At 62.7% G+C, this 18,281-nt stretch carries 16 protein-coding genes and 1 tRNA gene; 6 read left to right on the top strand and 11 right to left on the bottom strand.

The features are described 5' to 3' along the window. Nucleotides 1–46 precede the first annotated feature (46 nt). Entirely contained in the window at nucleotides 47–1,090 is a 1,044-nt protein-coding gene (gene epmA / locus Q4G22_RS10310) for an EF-P lysine aminoacylase EpmA (protein WP_303385821.1), read from the top strand. A 49-nt stretch (nucleotides 1,091–1,139) separates the two neighbouring features. After that, nucleotides 1,140–1,565 (top strand): HIT family protein, encoded by a 426-nt coding sequence (locus Q4G22_RS10305; protein WP_303385820.1) that lies wholly within the window; start codon nucleotides 1,140–1,142, stop codon nucleotides 1,563–1,565. Nucleotides 1,566–2,254: 689 nt separating this feature from the next. On the opposite strand, the gene Q4G22_RS10300 is transcribed toward Q4G22_RS10305, so the two are convergent. The 3 genes from Q4G22_RS10300 to Q4G22_RS10290 form a co-directional block, all read right to left on the bottom strand. Then, nucleotides 2,255–2,330: transfer RNA gene (locus tag Q4G22_RS10300), tRNA-Trp, on the bottom strand. Between the two features lie 48 nt (nucleotides 2,331–2,378). Beyond that, entirely contained in the window at nucleotides 2,379–3,254 is an 876-nt protein-coding gene (locus tag Q4G22_RS10295; RefSeq protein ID WP_303385819.1) for a 3-hydroxybutyryl-CoA dehydrogenase, read from the bottom strand. Between the two features lie 115 nt (nucleotides 3,255–3,369). After that, nucleotides 3,370–3,912 carry a hypothetical protein gene (locus tag Q4G22_RS10290; RefSeq protein ID WP_303385818.1) on the bottom strand — a complete coding sequence of 181 codons (543 nt, stop codon included), beginning with the start codon at nucleotides 3,910–3,912 and terminating at the stop codon, nucleotides 3,370–3,372. Between the two features lie 116 nt (nucleotides 3,913–4,028). Here Q4G22_RS10290 and moaA point away from each other — a divergent pair, with 116 nt between their 5' ends. Continuing rightward, nucleotides 4,029–5,033 (top strand): GTP 3',8-cyclase MoaA, encoded by a 1,005-nt coding sequence (moaA, locus tag Q4G22_RS10285; protein WP_303385817.1) that lies wholly within the window; start codon nucleotides 4,029–4,031, stop codon nucleotides 5,031–5,033. 32 nt (nucleotides 5,034–5,065) lie between these two features. On the opposite strand, the gene Q4G22_RS10280 is transcribed toward moaA, so the two are convergent. The 8 genes from Q4G22_RS10280 to Q4G22_RS10245 all read right to left on the bottom strand — a co-directional run bounded on the left by Q4G22_RS10280 (nucleotide 5,066) and on the right by Q4G22_RS10245 (nucleotide 13,632). Further along, the gene (locus Q4G22_RS10280; protein WP_303385816.1) at nucleotides 5,066–5,626 is read right to left on the bottom strand and encodes a hemerythrin domain-containing protein; all 561 of its coding nucleotides are present in this window, start codon (nucleotides 5,624–5,626) and stop codon (nucleotides 5,066–5,068) included. Next, nucleotides 5,623–6,582: an ABC transporter permease gene (locus tag Q4G22_RS10275; RefSeq protein ID WP_303385815.1), complete on the bottom strand. Its 960-nt coding sequence runs from the start codon at nucleotides 6,580–6,582 to the stop codon at nucleotides 5,623–5,625. Before Q4G22_RS10275 ends, Q4G22_RS10280 begins: the two co-directional genes overlap by 4 nt. Nucleotides 6,583–6,587: 5 nt before the next feature. Continuing rightward, nucleotides 6,588–7,817 carry an ABC transporter permease gene (locus tag Q4G22_RS10270; protein ID WP_303385839.1) on the bottom strand — a complete coding sequence of 410 codons (1,230 nt, stop codon included), beginning with the start codon at nucleotides 7,815–7,817 and terminating at the stop codon, nucleotides 6,588–6,590. Between the two features lie 141 nt (nucleotides 7,818–7,958). Continuing rightward, nucleotides 7,959–9,035: an ABC transporter substrate-binding protein gene (locus tag Q4G22_RS10265; protein WP_303385814.1), complete on the bottom strand. Its 1,077-nt coding sequence runs from the start codon at nucleotides 9,033–9,035 to the stop codon at nucleotides 7,959–7,961. Nucleotides 9,036–9,118: 83 nt separating this feature from the next. Next, on the bottom strand, nucleotides 9,119–10,195 hold the full coding sequence (locus Q4G22_RS10260) for a polyamine ABC transporter substrate-binding protein (protein ID WP_303385813.1): 1,077 nt from the start codon (nucleotides 10,193–10,195) through the stop codon (nucleotides 9,119–9,121). Nucleotides 10,196–10,295: 100 nt separating this feature from the next. Next, complete coding sequence (locus Q4G22_RS10255; RefSeq protein ID WP_303385812.1) at nucleotides 10,296–11,366, bottom strand: ABC transporter substrate-binding protein; 1,071 nt, start codon at nucleotides 11,364–11,366, stop codon at nucleotides 10,296–10,298. An 84-nt stretch (nucleotides 11,367–11,450) separates the two neighbouring features. Beyond that, entirely contained in the window at nucleotides 11,451–12,524 is a 1,074-nt protein-coding gene (locus Q4G22_RS10250) for an ABC transporter substrate-binding protein (RefSeq protein WP_303385811.1), read from the bottom strand. A gap of 4 nt (nucleotides 12,525–12,528) precedes the next feature. Continuing rightward, nucleotides 12,529–13,632 carry an ABC transporter ATP-binding protein gene (locus Q4G22_RS10245; RefSeq protein ID WP_303385810.1) on the bottom strand — a complete coding sequence of 368 codons (1,104 nt, stop codon included), beginning with the start codon at nucleotides 13,630–13,632 and terminating at the stop codon, nucleotides 12,529–12,531. Nucleotides 13,633–13,982: 350 nt separating this feature from the next. Here Q4G22_RS10245 and Q4G22_RS10240 point away from each other — a divergent pair, with 350 nt between their 5' ends. From Q4G22_RS10240 to Q4G22_RS10230, 3 genes are all read left to right on the top strand, one after another. Further along, nucleotides 13,983–15,212, top strand: a complete 1,230-nt coding sequence (locus Q4G22_RS10240; RefSeq protein WP_368661472.1) for a tyrosine-type recombinase/integrase — start codon at nucleotides 13,983–13,985, stop codon at nucleotides 15,210–15,212. Between the two features lie 541 nt (nucleotides 15,213–15,753). Continuing rightward, a complete protein-coding gene (locus tag Q4G22_RS10235) occupies nucleotides 15,754–15,948 on the top strand; it encodes a hypothetical protein (protein ID WP_303385808.1) in 195 nt (64 codons plus the stop codon). A 110-nt stretch (nucleotides 15,949–16,058) separates the two neighbouring features. After that, entirely contained in the window at nucleotides 16,059–18,281 is a 2,223-nt protein-coding gene (locus Q4G22_RS10230) for a hypothetical protein (protein WP_303385807.1), read from the top strand.

The raw sequence follows: 18,281 nt of genomic DNA, 5'->3' as shown, positions 1-18,281 counted from the left end.
ATGCCACGCCATAACGTGGACGAACGGATTTCACCAGACCCCGAGGATGCGCATGAACGATTGGTGGCGGCCAGAACGACACGAGGGGCGGCGCCCTGCCCTATTGGCGCGGAACCGGATTCAACGCATGATCCGCGGCTGGCTGGACGATGAGGGTTTTACCGAGGTGGACCCGGCGGCACTGGCCATCTCGCCGGGAAACGAGGCGCATCTGCACGCCTTTGCCACCGACGCGGTGGGAAATGACGGCACGGCGCGGCGGATGTATCTGCATACCAGCCCTGAATTTGCAATGAAAAAGCTGCTGGCAGCGGGCGAGACCCGGATCGCCGCCTTTGCCCATGTATGGCGCAACCGCGAGCGGGGGCCGTTGCACAGCTCCGAATTCACCATGCTGGAGTGGTATCGCGCCGGTGCGCCCTATGATGCGCTGATGGAGGATTGCGCAGCCCTGCTGCGGTTGGCGGCGCAGGGGGCCGGTGCGACGGCGCTGCGGTTTCGCGATGCCGTCTGTGATCCCTTTGCCGCGCCGGAGCGGCTGTCGGTGGCCGATGCATTTGCCCGCTATGCCGATGTCGATCTGGCCGCGACGTTGCGCGATGACGGCACGACCGACCTGACCGCCATGGCGGGGCAGATGCGGGCCGCCGGGCTGCGCCATGCCGGTGACGACACTTGGGCCGACATGTTCAGCCGCGTTCTGGTGGAAAAGGTCGAGCCGCGTCTTGGCATGGGTCGCGCCACCGTTCTGGACCGTTACCCGGTGGCCGAGGCCGCGCTGGCCCGCCCCTGCCCCGACGATCCCCGCTTTGCCGAGCGGTTCGAGCTGTATGCCTGCGGCGTCGAACTGGCCAACGGTTTCGGCGAGTTGACCGACTCCGCCGAACAACAGCGCCGCTTTACCGCCGAGATGGACGAAAAGCAGCGCATCTATGGCCACCGCTATCCGCTGGACCACGATTTTCTGGCGGCTCTGACGATCATGCCAGCAGCCAGCGGCATCGCTTTGGGTTTTGACCGGCTGGTGATGCTGGCTACCGCCGCGCCGCAGATTGACGCGGTGATCTGGGCGCCGGTGCCGCACGGTTGACGCGCGCAGCTCCGCGCGCCACCATCACGGCCAGCACAAGGGGGGAACCATGACCGACTGCCTGTTCTGCCGCATTACATCCGGCGCGCTGCCCGCCCATAAAGTCGCCGAAACCGACAATCTCGTCGCCTTTCTGGATCTGCACCCGATCCGGCCCGGCCATACGCTGGTCGTGCCGCGCGATCATCACGTCTGGTTCGAGGATATGCCCGCCCCCCTAGCCGCCGAAGTAATGGCATTGTCGCAGCAGATCGCCCGCGCGCAGAAAAAGCTGTATGGCGTCGAACGGGTGGCAATGTTCTTTACCGGCATCCATGTGCCGCATGTCCACGCCCATGTCGTGCCGATGCACCATGTCCATGACGTCAGTTCCGCCGCTTATCTGGCCGACGGGCCGGACAGTTATTCGGTTCCGGTCAGCCCCGCATCCGAGGAACTTGCCGCAATCGCCCGCGATCTGGGCGCGGCAGTCTGATTGGCGGGCATCGGCCAGCCAGGCGTCTGGTCATAAACCTCGATCATCCGGTCAATTTTTGGTTCCAGTCACACAACGCACGCCGCCCGCCCCTGCGTCGCCACTTGTCGGGGGTGTTGGCCAGATCCACCGTGGCATCGGCCAACCGCCGGGCAAAGCTGTCGCGCGGCATTGAATCAACCAGATACCAGTGTCGGCGGTCAGATAATCCGCCGGGCCACCCCAGTTGCTGGCAATCACCGGCAGCCCCATGCCATCGCCTCCAGCACGACGGCACCGCCACATTTGCGCAAGGAATTCAGGATCAGCGCGTCGCTTTGCCCAACAAGGGCAGCGCAAACATTTGCGGATGAAAGCCTTGAACGGCCACAGCGTCACGCAACCCCAGATCATCAGTCAGCGCCTCTGGCAAAGGGCGTGCGTCGTCATTACTCAGCATATCTGGTCACACCGCCTCCCTCCCGATAGCGGGCCAGCGCAAGCATACGCAGTGTGATGGCCACAGCTTTCAGATTGCCAGACGGCCTATGAACACCAGCCTAAGCCCCTTTTGCGTCCCCCAAAGCAGCAGCGGTCATGGGCCGTGCAGCCCACATTGGCAGCGCAGTGCCGTTTTCCACTACCGCATGCCAAGGACCAGGCAGCCCAAGGCGCGCATGGTGTGGCGAATAACAATCGCGGAAACGGCCTGGCAGGGGTTGGGGGACTCGAACCCACGACCCTCGGTTTTGGAGACCGATGCTCTACCAACTGAGCTAAACCCCTAAGGCCGGTCATCTGATTACGGCGGATGCCCGGCATGCGCAAGGGGGATCAGCGCGTCGGCACCGGAGTTTCGCCAGAATAATCATAGAAGCCCCGCCCGGTCTTGCGCCCAAGCCAACCTGCCTCGACGTATTTCGTCAGCAGCGGACAGGGCCGGTATTTCGTATCGGCCAGCCCGTCGTGCAGCACGTTCATGATCGCAAGGCAGGTATCCAGCCCGATAAAGTCGGCCAGTTCCAGCGGTCCCATCGGGTGATTGGCGCCCAGTTTCAGCGATTCGTCGATCGAGCGGACGTTCCCGACGCCTTCATACAGCGTATAGACGGCCTCGTTTATCATCGGCATCAGGATGCGGTTGACAATGAAGGCCGGGAAATCCTCGGCGCTGGCGGCGGTCTTGCCGATCTTTTCAACCACACCCAACAGGGTTTTATAGGTTTCCTCATCCGTGGCGATGCCCCGGATCAGTTCGACCAGCTGCATCACCGGCACCGGGTTCATGAAGTGAAAGCCCATGAACTTGCCCGGCCGGTCGGTGCGGCTGGCCAGCCGCGTGATCGAGATCGACGAGGTGTTCGAGGTCAGGATCGTGTTCGGCTTCAGATGCGGCAGCAGGTCTTCGAAGATTGCCTGCTTGACGGTTTCGCGTTCTGTCGCGGCCTCAATCACCAGATCGGTCTGGCCCAGATCGGTCAGCGTCATCGTGGTTGTCAGCCGCGCAAGCGCCGCTTCCTTGTCCTCGGCCGAAATCTTGCCGCGGCTGACCTGACGTTCCATGTTCTTGTCGATCAGCCCCACCGCCTTGTCCAGCGCCTCACGGCTGATGTCCGTCATCAGCACGTCGTATCCCGCCAGCGCAAAGACATGGGCGATGCCGTTGCCCATCTGCCCCGCACCGATCACGCCAACCGATTGAACCGCCATGTCCGCCCCCTTTTGTGACTGCGCGGACGATAGGGCGGCTGGCGGCGCGGATCAATCACGAAAGGCTGCGGCCACGAAAAGGAGACGAGGCGGCGACAGCGCCGCCCCGGCAGATTTATGACCGGAACACCTCGATCACCGGCAGGTCGGTCAGCGAAATCCCCAGCAGTTGCAGCGCAGGCAGCGAAACCTGACTGCCGCCGCTGGCCGGACCATTCAGCGGTATCAGATCGACCTTGGCCGATTTGCCGTTCGCCGGGTTGACGATCCGGCCCACGGCCTGCGTTTTCACCAGCGGCGTCTTGATCCAAAAGCCCGGCTGCGTCGCATCCCCCAGCGAAGCAACCGTGGTGCCCAGACGGGTTTCCCCACTGGCCGCAGGCCTTTCCGCAGCAGCCGCACGCTGTGCGGCGGTGGTGGTGTTCAGCTGCGCCGCTGTCGCACGGGCAGAAGGACGTGGCGCGGGGGCGCGGGTCACAGCGGCAGCGGCCTGCACCACCTCAGGGGCCTGCGGGGTTTCGGGCGCGGCTGCGGTGCCACTGCCGGGCCGCTGGGTCGTGGCCTGCGTGGTTGCCGCTGCACAGGCGGACAGTGCCAGAACCGGCAGGATCAGCAGGATCAGCACCAGCGGGCGTTTGGCAAAACTCAGGACGGTCATCAGGCTTTCCTCGGTTGTTTTGCGCCACGCTAGCGGCAGTTGTGCCGTGGGTCCAGCGACGGCTGTGTGATCGGGTCGTGCTTGTGCTGCGGTCGTCACGCCCTTAAATCAGGCGTATGACCTGCGCACCCTTGATCGACCCATTCGCCCGGCCCATCACCTATTTGCGGGTGTCGGTGACAGACCGCTGCGATTTTCGCTGCACCTATTGCATGGTCGAACATATGCAGTTTCTGCCCAAGGCCGACCTGCTGACGCTTGAGGAACTGGACCGGCTCTGTTCCGCCTTTATCGGCCTTGGGGTGCGTAAACTGCGCGTCACCGGCGGCGAACCGCTGGTCCGGCGCGGCATCATCGAGTTTTTCCGCGCCATGTCGCGTCATCTGGGAAACGGGCTGGACGAACTGACCCTGACCACCAACGGCAGCCAGCTGCGTCGCTTTGCCCGCGATCTGGTCGATTGCGGCGTGCGGCGGGTGAATGTATCGCTGGATACGCTGGACGAAGGCAAATTCGCACAGATTACCCGCTGGGGCCGGCTGAATCAGGTGCTGGACGGGTTGCGCGCCGCACAAGACGCCGGATTACGGATCAAGATCAACACCGTCGCGCTGAAAGGCTTCAACGAAGACGAGTTGTTCGATCTGGTCGGCTGGTGCGGCGATCAGGGCTTTGACCTGACCTTCATCGAGGTCATGCCCATGGGCGAGATGGAGGGCGAGGTGCGTCTGGACCAATACTGGCCCCTGATCGACCTGCGCGCCCGTCTGGCGCAACGGTTTACCCTGACCGATCTGGCCGAACGCACCGGCGGGCCTGCCCGTTATGTCAAGCTGGCGGAAACCGGGCAGAAGATCGGCTTTATCACGCCGCTGACGCATAATTTCTGCGAAAGCTGCAATCGTGTGCGCGTTACCTGCACCGGCGAATTGTTCATGTGTCTGGGGCAGGAAGACCGTGCCGATCTGCGCGCCCCTCTGCGCGCCAGCGGCGATAACGACGCCCTGACTGACGTCATCCGCGCCGCCATCGCGCGCAAGCCCAAGGGCCATGATTTCGACTATTCCCGCCAGACGGTCAGCGGCCAGATGTCCCGTCACATGAGCCATACGGGCGGCTGACACGCGCTGCACCAGCCCCCTGCCCTGCGTCCCTAAACCGGAATCCCCAGATAGCCCATGGCCGGACCAAGCTGCGTTTCCTCGTATCCGAAATGTGAACGGATGGCGCGGTCCAGCCGGTCAAACGCGGTGGCGCACGCGGCAAAGCCCGCGTCATCGGCTGCCTGAGCCAGATCTTCGGCCACCTGCCGCAACTGACCAATCAGGCTGTGGATCACCTTGTGTTCGGCCTTCAGCCGCTCCAGCACCGCCCCCAGCCCTGCCTGCTCATGTTCGGCGATGGCGGGAAACATCCAGTGTTCTTCGATGTCATGGTGATTTTGCAGCAGGGCGCATTGCCGCCCACAGACCGAACCGAACAGTGCCAGATTTTGCGTCAGCGTCATCCCGGCGATGGCGGACGGCAGGGCCTGAGGGCTGGCCTGACCGGCGCGAATATCCGCCATCAGCCGGGCCACCGCCGTCAGTTCCTTCAGATACATGCGATGGATGCGCGCCAGCCCCTTACCGTGCAATTCCTGCATCGGCGTCAGGCCGGGGATCGGCGGGGCCTTGGGGCGGGCCGCGTCATCCTCAAGCTGTTCGGGGGTCATGACGGGGTGACACCGCGGATACGTTCCGACCGGCGGCGCAGCAGTTCGACGGTGGTCAACAGCGCGATGGAAAAGACCACCAGCAGCGTGGCGATGGCCAGAATCGCCGGACTGATCTGTTCGCGGATGCCGTTCCACATCTGGCGCGGGATGGTCTGCTGTTCCGGCGCGGCGATCAGCAGCACCACGATCACCTCGTCAAAGCTTGTGACAAAGGCGAACAGCGCGCCCGAAATCACCCCCGGCAGAATCAGCGGCAGGGTGATTTTGAAGAACGTCGTGCGCGGGCTGGCCCCCAGCGAGGCAGCGGCCCGGTTCAGCGACTGGTCGAACCCGACCAGCGTGGCGGTGACGGTGATGATGACAAAGGGAATCCCCAGCGTCGCATGGGCCAGCACGATCCCCAGATAGCTGCCGGTCAAACGCCCGCAGGCCGGGCCGCCGTCAGAACCGCTTAGCCCCAGAATACCGCAGGGGTTCGAATAGAAAAAGAACATGCCCAAGGCCGAGATGATGACCGGCACGATCATCGGTGAAATCAGCATCGCCATGATTGCCCGGCGGAACGGCATTTCGGGCCGCGACAGCCCAAGCGCGGCCAGCGTCCCCAGAAAGGTCGCCACCAGCGTCGCACTGATCCCGATGATGATCGAGTTCTTGGCCGCCTTCACCCAATGCGCATTGTTCCACGCATCCTGCCACCACGCCCAGCCGGTGTTGCCGTCAGGGTTCTGCATCCCGAAGGTCAACAGTGTCTGATACCAGCGTGTGCTGTAACCTTCCGGGTCCAGCGTCAGCATCTTTTCGGTAAAGGTGAAATAGGGTTCCGCGTTGAACGACAGCGGAATGAACACCAGAATCGGCGCGATCAGAAAGATAAAGATCGCCGTGCAGATCACCAGATAGGCGCCATGCCACAATTTTTCCAGCGGAGAGGCATATGAAGGAAGCGCCATGATCTTTACCCCAGTTTCAGATTGTCGATGCCGACCATGCGGTCATACAGCCAGTAAAGCAGCAGCACGATTACCAACAGAATGGTGGACAGCGCCGCCGCCAGCGACCAGTTCAGCGTCTGCGTGGTGTGCATGGCGATCATGTTGGAAATCAGCTGCCCCGAGGCCCCGCCGACCAGTGCCGGTGTGATATAGTAACCAACGGCCAGAATGAACACCAACAGCGCCCCGGCCCCCAGCCCCGGCAGGGTCTGCGGGAAATAGACGCGGCGAAAGGCTGTCCAGCTTGTCGCGCCAAGACTGCGGGCAGCGCGGACATAGGACGGGTTGATCGTCCGCATCACCGAATACAGCGGCAGCACCATGAAGGGCAGCAGGATATGCGTCATCGCAATGATCGTGCCGGTCATGTTATAGATCATCTGCAACCGGCTTTGCTGGCCGATAATGCCGAAAAAGATCAGCAGATCGTTGATGACACCCTGTTGTTGCAGCAGCACGATCCAGCTTGTCGTCCGCACAAGAAGCGAGGTCCAGAACGGCAGCAGCACAAGGATCATCAGCAGGTTTGATTTGCGCATCGGCAATGTCGCCAGCAGATGCGCAATCGGAAAGCCAAGAACAAAGGTGGTCAGCGTGATGACCGCCGACAGCACCAGCGTGCGGATGAACAGCTTGACATAGATCTGCTGCTGTTGGGGAACGCTGGTGATATTGCCCGTCTCGTCGCGGGTGCGGTCGACGGCGGCCAGATAGAAATCGCCGGTCAGCGCATTCGCCGACTGCCGCATCTTGGCCCACAACAAGGGGCTTTCCCAACGTGAGTCGATCTCGGCCAGGGCGGCCTGATAGGGCGGCTCCATATTGCGGGCCGCCCGCCCGGTCGAGGTGAACAGCGACCGCGCCCCCGACATGTCATAATTCAGACGCGTGCCAGCGCGGGCAATGGTGCGGGCCGCCGCAGCCTCTTTGATATCTTCGCCAAGCGCCGTCCAGGCGGCATCATCGGGCGGCGTGCCGGGTGCCGTATTGTGGAACCACTCGGTCACGCGGGGCATATTGTCGGCGAATTCAGCGTTATAGAACGAGCGTTGCAGCATCTGCCCGATGGGCACCACAAAGGTCAGCAGCACAAACAGCAGCAACGGCGTGACCAGCAAAAACGCCCGCCGCCGCGCCCGTGCCTGCGACCGCATCAAGGCGCGCCGCAGCGGCTTGCCATCAGCCGTGCGCATCACACCGTCAGGGCTGACACCCGAGGCAGTGGCGACAATGGCGGCATGGGGATCTAGGGCGTTCGACATCTGTCACCTTCGGTTCGGCGGGATCGGATCAGATAAGCCGCCGCCCCGCGCGAGGGCGGCGGACAACCGGCATCAGTTCTGCGACAGCCAGCTGCGCAGACGCTCGGTCAGTTCGATGTCGTGGTCAGCCCAGAACTCGGGATCGTCCATGACCGCGGTTTCCATATGCTCGGGCGAGTTCGGCATATGCGGCTCCATCTCGGTCTTGCCATCCTTGTAAAGATCGATCAGCGGCATCGAGGATTGCCGCGCCGGACCATAGCTGATGTATTTCGCCTGTTCAGCCAACTGCTGTGTATCTGTGGCGAATTTCACATATTCCAGCGCCGCATCCCTGTTGGGGGCACCCTCGGCGATCACGAACAGGTTCATCTCCATATATTGCCCGTCCCAGATGATGTCGAAGGGCTTTCCCTCGGCCACGATGGCGTCAAAGATGCGGCCGTTATAGACCGTGGTCATCGTCACCTCGCCATCGGCCAGCAGTTGCGGCGGCTGCGCGCCCGCTTCCCACCACACGATGTCGCGTTTGATCGTGTCCAGCTTGGCAAAGGCGCGATCGACGCCTTCGGGGGTGGCCAGCGTTGCCAGAACCTGATCGGGCGCGACGCCATCGGCAACCAGCGCCAGCGACAGCGTGCGTTTCGCACTCGGCGGCAGGCCGCGTTTGCCCGGGAATTTCTCGACGTCGAAGAAATCGGCGGCCGTCTGGGGCGCGCCGTCCGGGAACTTGGTCGTGTCATAAGCGATGACAGTGCCCCAGACGATGTTGCCCACGGCGCAATCGGTCAGCGCGCCGGGAATGAAATCGTCCACCGCAGGGGTGCCGTCAGGCGCGGGCGGCAGATCAGCGGCGTCAATGGCAATCGCCGCGCCCTCGTCGCACAGGCGCACGGCGCCGGCATGGTCAAGGTCAAAGACATCGGCGGTGACGTTCCCCGCCTCGACCTGCGCTTTCAGCGGCACGGCGGGATCGTCGGCGTCGATCATATTGACGGTGATGCCGGTCGCCTCGGTGAAGGGCTTGTTATAGGCTTCGACCTGACTGGCCGAATATGCCCCGCCCCAGGATACGACATTCACCTGCTGGGCAGAGGCGGCCCCCGCCAGACCGGCCAGCGCCGTGCCAAGAATCAGATATTTTTTCATGTGTATTTCTCCCTGTTTGGCGGTTTGTGCCGCCGTTTTCATTTTTCGGGCCGCGCGCAGATATCCGCGCGCGACCATCTGTGTCAGCTTGCCAGCCAGGCGTTGAAACGCTCGGTCAGTTCGGTGTCGTGATCGGCCCAGAACTCGGCATCGTTGACCAGCGCATTCTCGACGTTTTCAGGCGTCGTCGGCAGATAAGGCGCCATATCGGTGGTGCCGTCCTTGAATTTGCCGACGCTGGAGGCCGCCGATTTACGCGGCGGGCCATAGGCGATGTATTGCGACAGATTGGCCTGCTGCGCCGGATCAGCGGCAAAAGCGATAAATTTCATCGCCGCCTCGCGGTTGGGGGCACCCACCGGAACCACCCAGTAATCCATATCGAGGTTCACGCCATCCCAGACAAAGCCGAAGGGCCTGCCCTCTTGCACGATGGCGTCAAAGATCCGGCCGTTATAGGCCAGCGTCATCGACGCCTCTTTGTCGGCTAGCAGTTGCGGTGCCTGCGCCCCGGCTTCCCACCAGATGATGTCGCCCTTGATCTGGTCCAGCTTGGCAAAGGCGCGGTCAACGCCCTCAGGGGTGGACAGGACATCATAAACCTCGTCCGGGGCCACGCCGTCACCCAGCAGGGCAAATTCTAGCGTATATTTGGGCCGTTTGATAAAGCCGCGCTTGCCGGGGAAGTTCTGGATGTCAAAGAAATCCGCCACCGTCGTCGGCGCAGCATCCGGGAAGGCACTGGCATCATAGGCGATGACGGTGGACCAGACCATGATCGCCGTGCCGCATTCATGCAGCGCGGCGGGCAGATAATCATCGGCGGGCGAGGCCCCGTCGGCCCCCGCAGGCAGGATGGCCGGATCAAGCGGTTCGATCAGCCCTTCGTCGCACAGGCGCAGCACATCCGATTGTTCAACGTCGAACACATCGCTTTGCACGTTCCCCGCCTCGACCTCGGCTTTCAGTCGGGTGGGCGGGTCGGAATTGTCGATCATCGTCGTACCGATGCCGGTCGCCTCGGTAAAGGGCTTGGCGAACGCCTCGTTCACGGCACCGCCCCAAGCACCGCCATAGGTGGTGATGTTGATCGGCCCTTCGGCCAACGCGGGACCGGCAAGCAGGGCAAGCGCCGTTCCGACAAGAAGTTCAGACCTCATAGCATCTTCCTCACCATATGATGGCTGCTGGATGCAGCTGGTTCTTTCCTGCGCGGTCGTCCCCGCCGATGTGGCGGGAACGGCGGTTGTCACGGGCAGATCAGCTGGCCAGCCAGCTGTTGAAGCGTTCGTTCAACTCGGCATCGTGATCGACCCAGAATTCAAGGTTCGACCCCAGTGCATTGGTCAGGTTTTCTGCTGTCGTCGGCAGATTCGGCCCCATCGGCACGTCCGAACCTTCGATATTGCCGACCAGCGCGGCAGCCGAGCGGCGCGGCGGGCCATAGCTGATGAATTCAGCGGCACGGGCCTGCGGCGCGGGGGCGGTGGTCCATGTGATGAACTTCAGCGCTTCTTCCAGATTCGGCGCGCCCTTGGGCACGATCCAGCCTTCCATTTCATAAATCTGTCCGTCCCAGACGATCTTGAACGGCTTGTTCTCGCCATGGGCGGCGTTGAAAATCCGGCCGTTGAAGGCATAGGCCATCGTCACTTCGCCATCGGCCAGCAGTTGCGGCGGCTGCGCGCCCGCTTCCCACCAGATGGTGTCGTTCTTGATCGTGTCCAGCTTGGCAAAGGCACGGTCCACGCCTTCGGGGGTGGTCAGCAGGTCATAAACCTCATCCGGGGCGACGCCATCGGCCATCAGCGCGAATTCCAGATTGAATTTCGCCCCCTTGCGCATGGTGCGCTTGCCGGGGAAGGCCGCCAGATCAAAGAAATCCGCCGGGGTCGAGGGTTTGGCATCGGCGAATTTGCTGTCGTCATAGGCCAGCACCATCGAATAAACGTCGGTGGCCACGAAACAGTCGGTGATCGCCCCGTCGATAAAGTCATCCTCGATGGCGGTGCCATCTTCGGCCACGGTCAGGATCGCCGGGTCAATCGTTTCCAGCAGCCCTTCGTCACACAGGCGCACCGCGTCGGCATATTCCACCGAGGCCACATCGGTGGTGATGTTGCCCGCCTCGACCATGGCCTTGATCGGCGTGGCGGGGTTATCGGCATCGGCCATGTTCACCTTGATGCCGGTTTCAGCCTGAAACGGTTTGACATAGGCTTCCAGATGAGAATTCCCGTATGCCCCGCCCCAGGACAACAGGTTCACATCCGCCGAAGCGGGAACAGCCAGTGCGCCCAGTGCGGTGGTCAGGATAAGCAGTCTTTTCATGTCGGTTTTTTCTCCGGTTGGACTATGGGTCTGGCGTATGCGCCGTTGTGATTGGCTGCCTGTTCCGGCAGCAGGTCCAGTTAATCACGCCGCCACCCAGCGGGCAAAGCGTTCGTTCAGTTCATTCAGGTGATCGACCCAGAAATCATGGTCGAATTGCAGCGCATTTGACATATTTTCGGGCGCGGTCGGCAGATGACCGGCCATTGGCATGTCGGTATCGCGATAATTGCCCACCAGTGCGGCAGCACTATGGCGCGGCAGGCCATAGCTGATCTGCCCCGCGAACCCCGCCATCACCTGCGGCGACGTAGTATAGGCGACATATTCCAGCGCCTCGGCCGGGTTGGGCGCGCCGGTCGGAATGACCCAGCCTTCGATCTCGTAGATCTGGCCATCCCACATCATCGACACCGGCACGCCGTCATCGACGCGAGCGGCGAAGATACGGCCGTTATAGGCCATCGACATCGCCACCTCGCCATCGGCCAGCAACTGCCGGGGCTGGGCACCTGCCTCCCAAAAGATCGACTGGTCCTTGATCGTATCCAGCTTGGCAAAGGCGCGGTCCACGCCCGCATCCGTGGACAACACCTCATAGACCTGCGTGGCAGGCACGCCATCGGCCATCAGCGCCATTTCCAGCGTGAAGCGCGGCTCTTTCAGAACGCCGCGACGGCCCGGAAAGCGGTCCAGATCAAAAAAATCGGCAACGGTCTGCGGCATAGCGCCATCCATCGCCCGATCATCCCAGGCAATGATCGTGGAATAAATATCGGTCGCGACGAAACATTCCGACAGGCTGCCCGGCATGAAATCCTGCTCCAGCGGGGTGCCGTCAGGCGCGGGCGTCAGAATCGCGTGGTCGATGGGCTGCACCACACCGGCATCGCAAAGCTGCGTCGCCTCGGCATAGCCGATGCTGGCCACGTCGGTGGTAACATTGCCTGCCTCGACCTGCGCCTTCAGCGGCAGGGCCGGATCGCCGGCATCGACCATCAGCACCCCGATGCCTGTGTCGGCGGTAAAAGGGCGGTTCAGCGCCTCGACCTGAGCGGCGGAAAAATCACCGCCCCAGGAAATCACGGTGATGCTGCGATCCTGCGCGGCGGCGGTCAGCGGCAGCGCGGCGGCAATCAGGGCGAAGGCGCAGCGCATCGGATCACACCGGGTCCAGTGCACGGGCGTCCTGCGGGTGCCAGCCTATATGCAGCTTGTCCCCCGGCGACAGCTTGGTTTGCCCCAGCGTGTTGCGGTATTTCATCACGAACCCGTCGCTGCCCGCGACCTTCAGCCGGGCGCGCAGAATGTCACCCATATAGATCACGTCAACCACCTCGGCTTCGATCGTATGCGCCCCGACGGGCATCAGGTCGGGCTTGAACTCGACCCGCTCGGGGCGGATGGACACGCGGGTGTCCTGCCCGACCTCGCGGATATTGACGGCTGTTGCGTCGATCAGTTCGCCATTGCCCAACCGGACCAGCGCCCGATTGCCATCCAGTTTCTCAATCTTTCCGGGCAGTGCGTTGTTTTCGCCGATGAAATTGGCAACAAAGCTGTTTTCCGGCTTTTCATACAACACCTCGGGTGGGGCAAGCTGCTGAATGCGGCCATCGTTGAACACGGCAATGCGATCGCTCATGGTCAGCGCCTCACCCTGATCGTGGGTCACATAAACAACCGTGATTCCCAGTTTGTGGTGCAACTGCTTGATTTCATATTGCATATGCTCGCGCAGCTGCTTGTCCAGCGCACCCAGCGGTTCATCCATCAGCACCAGCTCGGGGTCAAACACCAGCGCGCGGGCCAGTGCGATCCGCTGTTGCTGCCCGCCCGACAGTTGCGAGGGGCGGCGGCTGGCAAAAGCCCCCATCTGCACCATGTCCAGCGCGCGCTTGATCCGGGCGTCACGCTCGGCCTTGGTCATGCCCCGCACTTCCAGCGGAAAGGCCAGATTTTCACCCACGGTCATATGCGGAAACAGGGCATAGCTTTGAAAAACCATACCGATTCCACGCTTGTGCGGCGGCACATCATTGATGTTGCGCCCGTCCAGCCGGATTTCACCATGGGTGGCGGTTTCAAATCCGGCCAACATCATCAGGCAGGTGGTCTTGCCTGAACCTGACGGGCCAAGCATGGTCAGAAATTCACCCCTGGCGATGGAAATATTCAGATCTTTGACGACAAGTGTTTGCCCGTCATAGCTTTTCTGGACGTGGTCGAAAACGACGAAGCCGTCACCACTGGTCTTGCCGGTCAATGCGCATCCCCCTGTAGGTCTTGTTCTGCTTGTGGCGCAGGCAGAGGTTACGCAGCGTGACAGCCCAATTGCAATTACCATTTGCGACAAGACAGCCGCACGGCACGACATGCCTAAATTATGGGCAAGTCTGCCGGGGCGGTATAAAAGCAGATCCGGCAGGCCCCGCTGGCCCGCACAACCGCTGTCGCGGCATCCGAATTGTCAGGTGATGATGGTGCGGTCGAGAAACATATAACTGAGGTTTCTGACCGCTCCTTGGCGTTCATAATTTCCCTTTATTTCTGTAGTTTTACGCGTCTGTCCGTGTCATACAATATCTGCGAAGCGCAGAAATTTTGGTGGAACGGATGGTGGAAAGAAAACGGATGCACCTAACAGCCCGTGCATGTGCAGCATTGCCGGCCGGTCGGCACGCCGATGGCGGCGGGTTATACCTGAATGTTTCGGAGGCAGGCGGCAGATCATGGGTTTATCGTTACCCTCTGGGCGCCCGGCGCCGTGAAATGGGCTTGGGTGCGTTTCCTGATGTTTCACTCGCGGAGGCGCGCAGACAGCGCGACGAATGGGCCAGAGTGCTACGGGAGGGCGGCGACCCTCTGGCCGCCCGCGCCGCGCAGCGCAGCCGGGCCGCCGCACCGGGGCGCACGCTGGTCGAAATGACGCAAGCCGCCTTCGAGGCGATCAAGCCTGGCTTGCGCGATGATGGTGACGCCGGGCGCTGGCTGTCCCCTCTGCGCGTCCATATTCTGCCCCTGCTGGGCAGGCGGGACGTGGAGAGTCTGAACCAGAACGATATCGCCGATGCGCTGCGTCCGATCTGGCGGGACACCCCCGACGCCGCGATGAAGGCATTGCAGCGAATCGGGATTGTGCTTCGCCATGCCGCCGCCCGATCCTTTGAGGTCAATCTCAACGCTCCGGCGCTGGCCCGCGAGATCCTTGGAGATCAGGGCCATCAGGTCACGCATATCGCCGCCCTGCCTTATAGCGAGGTGCCGGGATTCTATGCCACGCTGACAGCGGGGACGCCGACGCAACTGGCGCTGCGGCTGCTGATCCTGACCGCGAACCACAGCCGCCCGATCCGCTTCGCGCATGCCGATCAATTCGATTTGGACGCGGCGATCTGGACGATACCAGCCGAGGGCGAAGGCGGGCGGATGAAGGGCCGCAAAGGTAAGGCGGTGCCGTTTCGCGTGCCGCTGTCCTATCCTGCCGTCAGCATCGCAAGAGAGGCCATCGCGCAGAGCCGCGCCGGATACCTGTTCCCCGGCAAGACGAAGGGCGTCATCAGCGACATGGCAATGACCACCCTCATGTCGCGCGCAGGCATGGACGCCCGGCCGCACGGCTTCCGGTCCAGCTTCCGCGACTGGGCTGCCGAAACCGGCGTGCCCGAGCATCTGGCCGAAATGTGCCTTGCCCATAAGGTCGGCACATCAACCTCACGGGCCTACCGCCGAACCGACGAACTGGAAGCCCGCCGGTCGATCATGGACACTTGGGCAGGGCATGTGACGGGGCAGCAGGTGGACACCGAAAACGTCACCCTGATGAAAAAGAGGGCAGGAAAATGACACAGGGGGCTGCGCTGATGTGTCATGTGCTGTCTATATGTGGCCATAACGGCCCGGCGACACAGCGTAAGCCCCGACACACCGAGGGTTTAGGGCGCGACAGGTTGCGAGTTCTTCTACCCCTGCAAGGGGCAATGTCGCGGTGCCGTATGTCAACCATATCTGAGTCGAGCAAATCCGCCATTAGCTTGCCGCGCAACATGCGCTGGCGGCCTTTCAGCGCTCCGATTCTTTGTCAACGCAAAACCTGTTACCGAAACGTAAAATTTAGGTTGAGCGCACCAATGACAGGGCATAGCGTTTCTGCATTGTTCCCGCACCGGCAGGGCGGAACATGACATAAAAGCCGGAAGGCCGGCGCGTGTAAGCCTGAGAACTGAGCGCACCGGCCTTCCCCCCTACCAACCCCAAGTGGAGCCGACAGTGCGCGGACGCTACGATATTATTGTTGACAGTTTGTTAACATGCAAGCCTGACCTTTGTCATGTTTGGCGCGGCCGTCCGCTGTCGGTTCTCTTGGCCCAAGGCCCAGAGGAACAAAATGGCCAATATTACCGACCCCATTCAGCCGCTTTTCATTCGGATTAACGACGCCGCGCGCCGGTATTCCGTGAGTGTCAGCACCATCAACCGCGCCTTCGCCAACGGCGAACTGACCCGCCACAAGCGCGGACATTGCACGCTGATCCTGCTGGCGGAAGCCGACGCATGGGCCATGAAGGGCGTCACCGCCTAATGAAAACCGCCACCCGTGGGCTTCGGGCGGCGGCGCTATTCATTTGCGGTGTCGAGACCGTCAGAGTCTAGCGCGAACCTCCCGTGCCCGCAAGGCATGAGGAATGAACAATGGAAGAAGACACCATCAAACTGCTGGACGCTGAGCGCCCGCATATTCTGGGCGATGCCATCTGGCAGCTTGAGGCACTGCAGGGGTTACAACATGGCTTTCAGTTGGCCGGGTTCAGCGCCGAGGAATTCAACGCCTCCCTGACCCGCTTCACCCGCCGCGTGGGCGAGGCCGTGCATGGCGGCGGGCCGCTGCAAACCACGCTCGAGCGATACCGGATCAGCGTCCGCCACGCCAATGGCGAGATGAAGACCCAGATGGAGATGCTGCGCGAGATCGCCGAAGCAGTCCGCAGCGCCGGGACCGAACAGGAAAAGCTGGCCATCGCGCAGGCCGCTTTCGGCGACGTGGGGCGCCGGATGGTCAATGCCCTGAAAGGTGGGGCTGACGGCATCGATGACATGATCCAGGCTGCCCATGATGCCGGCGTGGTGATGGACGAGGAACTGATCCGCAAGGCCGAAGAGATCGACCGCAAGTTTGCGCAGCTGTCGGCCTCGGCGGCGGCGTTCAGCAAGAAGCTGATCGTGGGCCTGCTGGCGGCGGGCGCGGAACTGGCCGACTTCCGCGAGCGGCTGGATCAGGTTTTCCATGACGAGGCGGAAGGCCGGGCGATCCTCGGCGATGAGGTCTATGACGCGCTGGCGAAGAACCGGGATGCGGTCGAACAGAACGCCGAGGCGCTGCACCAGTTGCAGGGCGAATATGTCAGGCTGGGCGATGAGGCCCGCGCCGCCGGCATGGCGATGCTGGACGTGATCGGGCGGCTGGACAGCTGGGGCTATGACGAGGCCGCCGACGCGCTGCGCGAGGCGGTCAGAGAGATGGACGATTTGACGGCCGCGTTCCAGCGCGGCGAGATCAGCGGCGAAGACTTTTCCCAGAAGCTGGGCGAGATCGAGCAAGCCGCGACGGCGGCCTTCGATCAACTTGAGGCCGGGGATCGGGTGCAGTTCGGCGGCGTCATCAGCCAGTTGCAGCGCCTCGGCGGGGTGATCGCCTCCGTCACCAGCCTCGCGCGGGAGATGCACGCGGCCATTGCCGGATCGGTCGGGCAAGGTGCTGATCAGCAGCAGGGCGCGGCCTTGCGGGCGCGTCACGCGGCAGAGACGGCCAGCATGGACAGCCTGACCGCGCAGCGCGAGGCAGTTACCAAGTTCAACGAGGCAGAGGCCGCCCGCAACAGCGCCACCAGCGAACAGCTACGGCTGCAACGCGAGGTCGAGGCGGTCCTGAAACGCAGCAGCGATGCCGGGGTGAACCTCACCGCGACCGAGGCAGAAGCCGCAGCGGCGGCAGCCCTTGCCGCAGAGGATGCCCGGCGCGAGGCTGGCAAGGCGGCCCGTGGCGGCGGTGGCCGGGGCGGCAGAGGTGGCAGCAAGGGCGGCGGCGGTCGTTCTGCATCGGCCCGGCCAGATGAGTTCCAGCGCGAAGTCGAGGCAATCCGTGACCGCACCCGCGCCCTTGAGGCAGAGGCGGCGTCCCTGATCGCGGTGGCGGCCAGCGGCAAGGAATACGGCGATGCCATCGAATACGCCCGCAAGCGCGCCGAACTGCTGCATGCGGCCACAAAGGCCGGGAAGGCCCTGACGCCGGAACTGATCGCTGAGGTCGATAAACTGGCCGAAGCCTATGTCACCGCTGGCGCCAAGGCCGAGGAAGCCGCCGAGCGGATGCGCAAGGTGCAGGAACAATCCGAGCGCGGCAAACAGGCACTGGAAGGCATCTTCGGGGCAATGCTGGAAGGCGCGAACAGCGCCCGGGAAGCCGTTGCCCGGCTGCTGATGGAAGCCGCGAAGATGCAATTCGTCAAAGGCATGATGGCTTTGCCGGGTATGGGCGGGCTGGCCACAGCCATCGGCTTCTCGGATGGCGGCTTTACCGGCACGGGCGGCATACTGGAACCGGCGGGCATCGTCCACCGGGGCGAATATGTGTTCAGCGCGGACGCGGTGAAGCGGATCGGGGTGCGGAACCTCGAGGCCATGCACAGCGCGGCCAGCCGGGGCTATGCCCAGGGCGGCCCGGTCGGCATCCCCGCACCTGCGGCAGCCGGCGGCGGGACCAGCACGATCAAGATCGCCCTGTCAGCGGGCCTCGAGGCGCAGATCCTTGAGCAGGCCAAGGGTCAGAGCATCGAGATCACGCGCGAGGGCCTGCGGCAGTATGACCGCACCTTCACCCAGAAAGTGGGCCATGCCACGCGCTACCCCAGAGGATGA

Origin of the sequence: Paracoccus sp. (in: a-proteobacteria), from assembly GCF_030538655.1 — a bacterium.
Lineage (GTDB): Bacteria > Pseudomonadota > Alphaproteobacteria > Rhodobacterales > Rhodobacteraceae > Paracoccus.
The sequence above is the reverse complement of the archived record's forward strand: the minus strand, read 5'-3'. Positions and strand labels throughout refer to the sequence as shown.

Bases quoted from the DNA above. Each gene is read 5' to 3' on its own strand.
- epmA (WP_303385821.1), top strand. From the start codon at position 47: ATGCGCATGAACGATTGGTGGCGGCCAGAACGACACGAGGGGCGGCGC.
- Q4G22_RS10305 (WP_303385820.1), top strand. From the start codon at position 1,140: ATGACCGACTGCCTGTTCTGCCGCATTACATCCGGCGCGCTGCCCGCC.
- Q4G22_RS10295 (WP_303385819.1), bottom strand. From the start codon at position 3,254: ATGGCGGTTCAATCGGTTGGCGTGATCGGTGCGGGGCAGATGGGCAAC.
- Q4G22_RS10290 (WP_303385818.1), bottom strand. From the start codon at position 3,912: ATGACCGTCCTGAGTTTTGCCAAACGCCCGCTGGTGCTGATCCTGCTG.
- moaA (WP_303385817.1), top strand. From the start codon at position 4,029: ATGACCTGCGCACCCTTGATCGACCCATTCGCCCGGCCCATCACCTAT.
- Q4G22_RS10280 (WP_303385816.1), bottom strand. From the start codon at position 5,626: ATGACCCCCGAACAGCTTGAGGATGACGCGGCCCGCCCCAAGGCCCCG.
- Q4G22_RS10275 (WP_303385815.1), bottom strand. From the start codon at position 6,582: ATGGCGCTTCCTTCATATGCCTCTCCGCTGGAAAAATTGTGGCATGGC.
- Q4G22_RS10270 (WP_303385839.1), bottom strand. From the start codon at position 7,817: ATGCGCACGGCTGATGGCAAGCCGCTGCGGCGCGCCTTGATGCGGTCG.
- Q4G22_RS10265 (WP_303385814.1), bottom strand. From the start codon at position 9,035: ATGAAAAAATATCTGATTCTTGGCACGGCGCTGGCCGGTCTGGCGGGG.
- Q4G22_RS10260 (WP_303385813.1), bottom strand. From the start codon at position 10,195: ATGAGGTCTGAACTTCTTGTCGGAACGGCGCTTGCCCTGCTTGCCGGT.
- Q4G22_RS10255 (WP_303385812.1), bottom strand. From the start codon at position 11,366: ATGAAAAGACTGCTTATCCTGACCACCGCACTGGGCGCACTGGCTGTT.
- Q4G22_RS10250 (WP_303385811.1), bottom strand. From the start codon at position 12,524: ATGCGCTGCGCCTTCGCCCTGATTGCCGCCGCGCTGCCGCTGACCGCC.
- Q4G22_RS10240 (WP_368661472.1), top strand. From the start codon at position 13,983: ATGGTGGAAAGAAAACGGATGCACCTAACAGCCCGTGCATGTGCAGCA.
- Q4G22_RS10235 (WP_303385808.1), top strand. From the start codon at position 15,754: ATGGCCAATATTACCGACCCCATTCAGCCGCTTTTCATTCGGATTAAC.
- Q4G22_RS10230 (WP_303385807.1), top strand. From the start codon at position 16,059: ATGGAAGAAGACACCATCAAACTGCTGGACGCTGAGCGCCCGCATATT.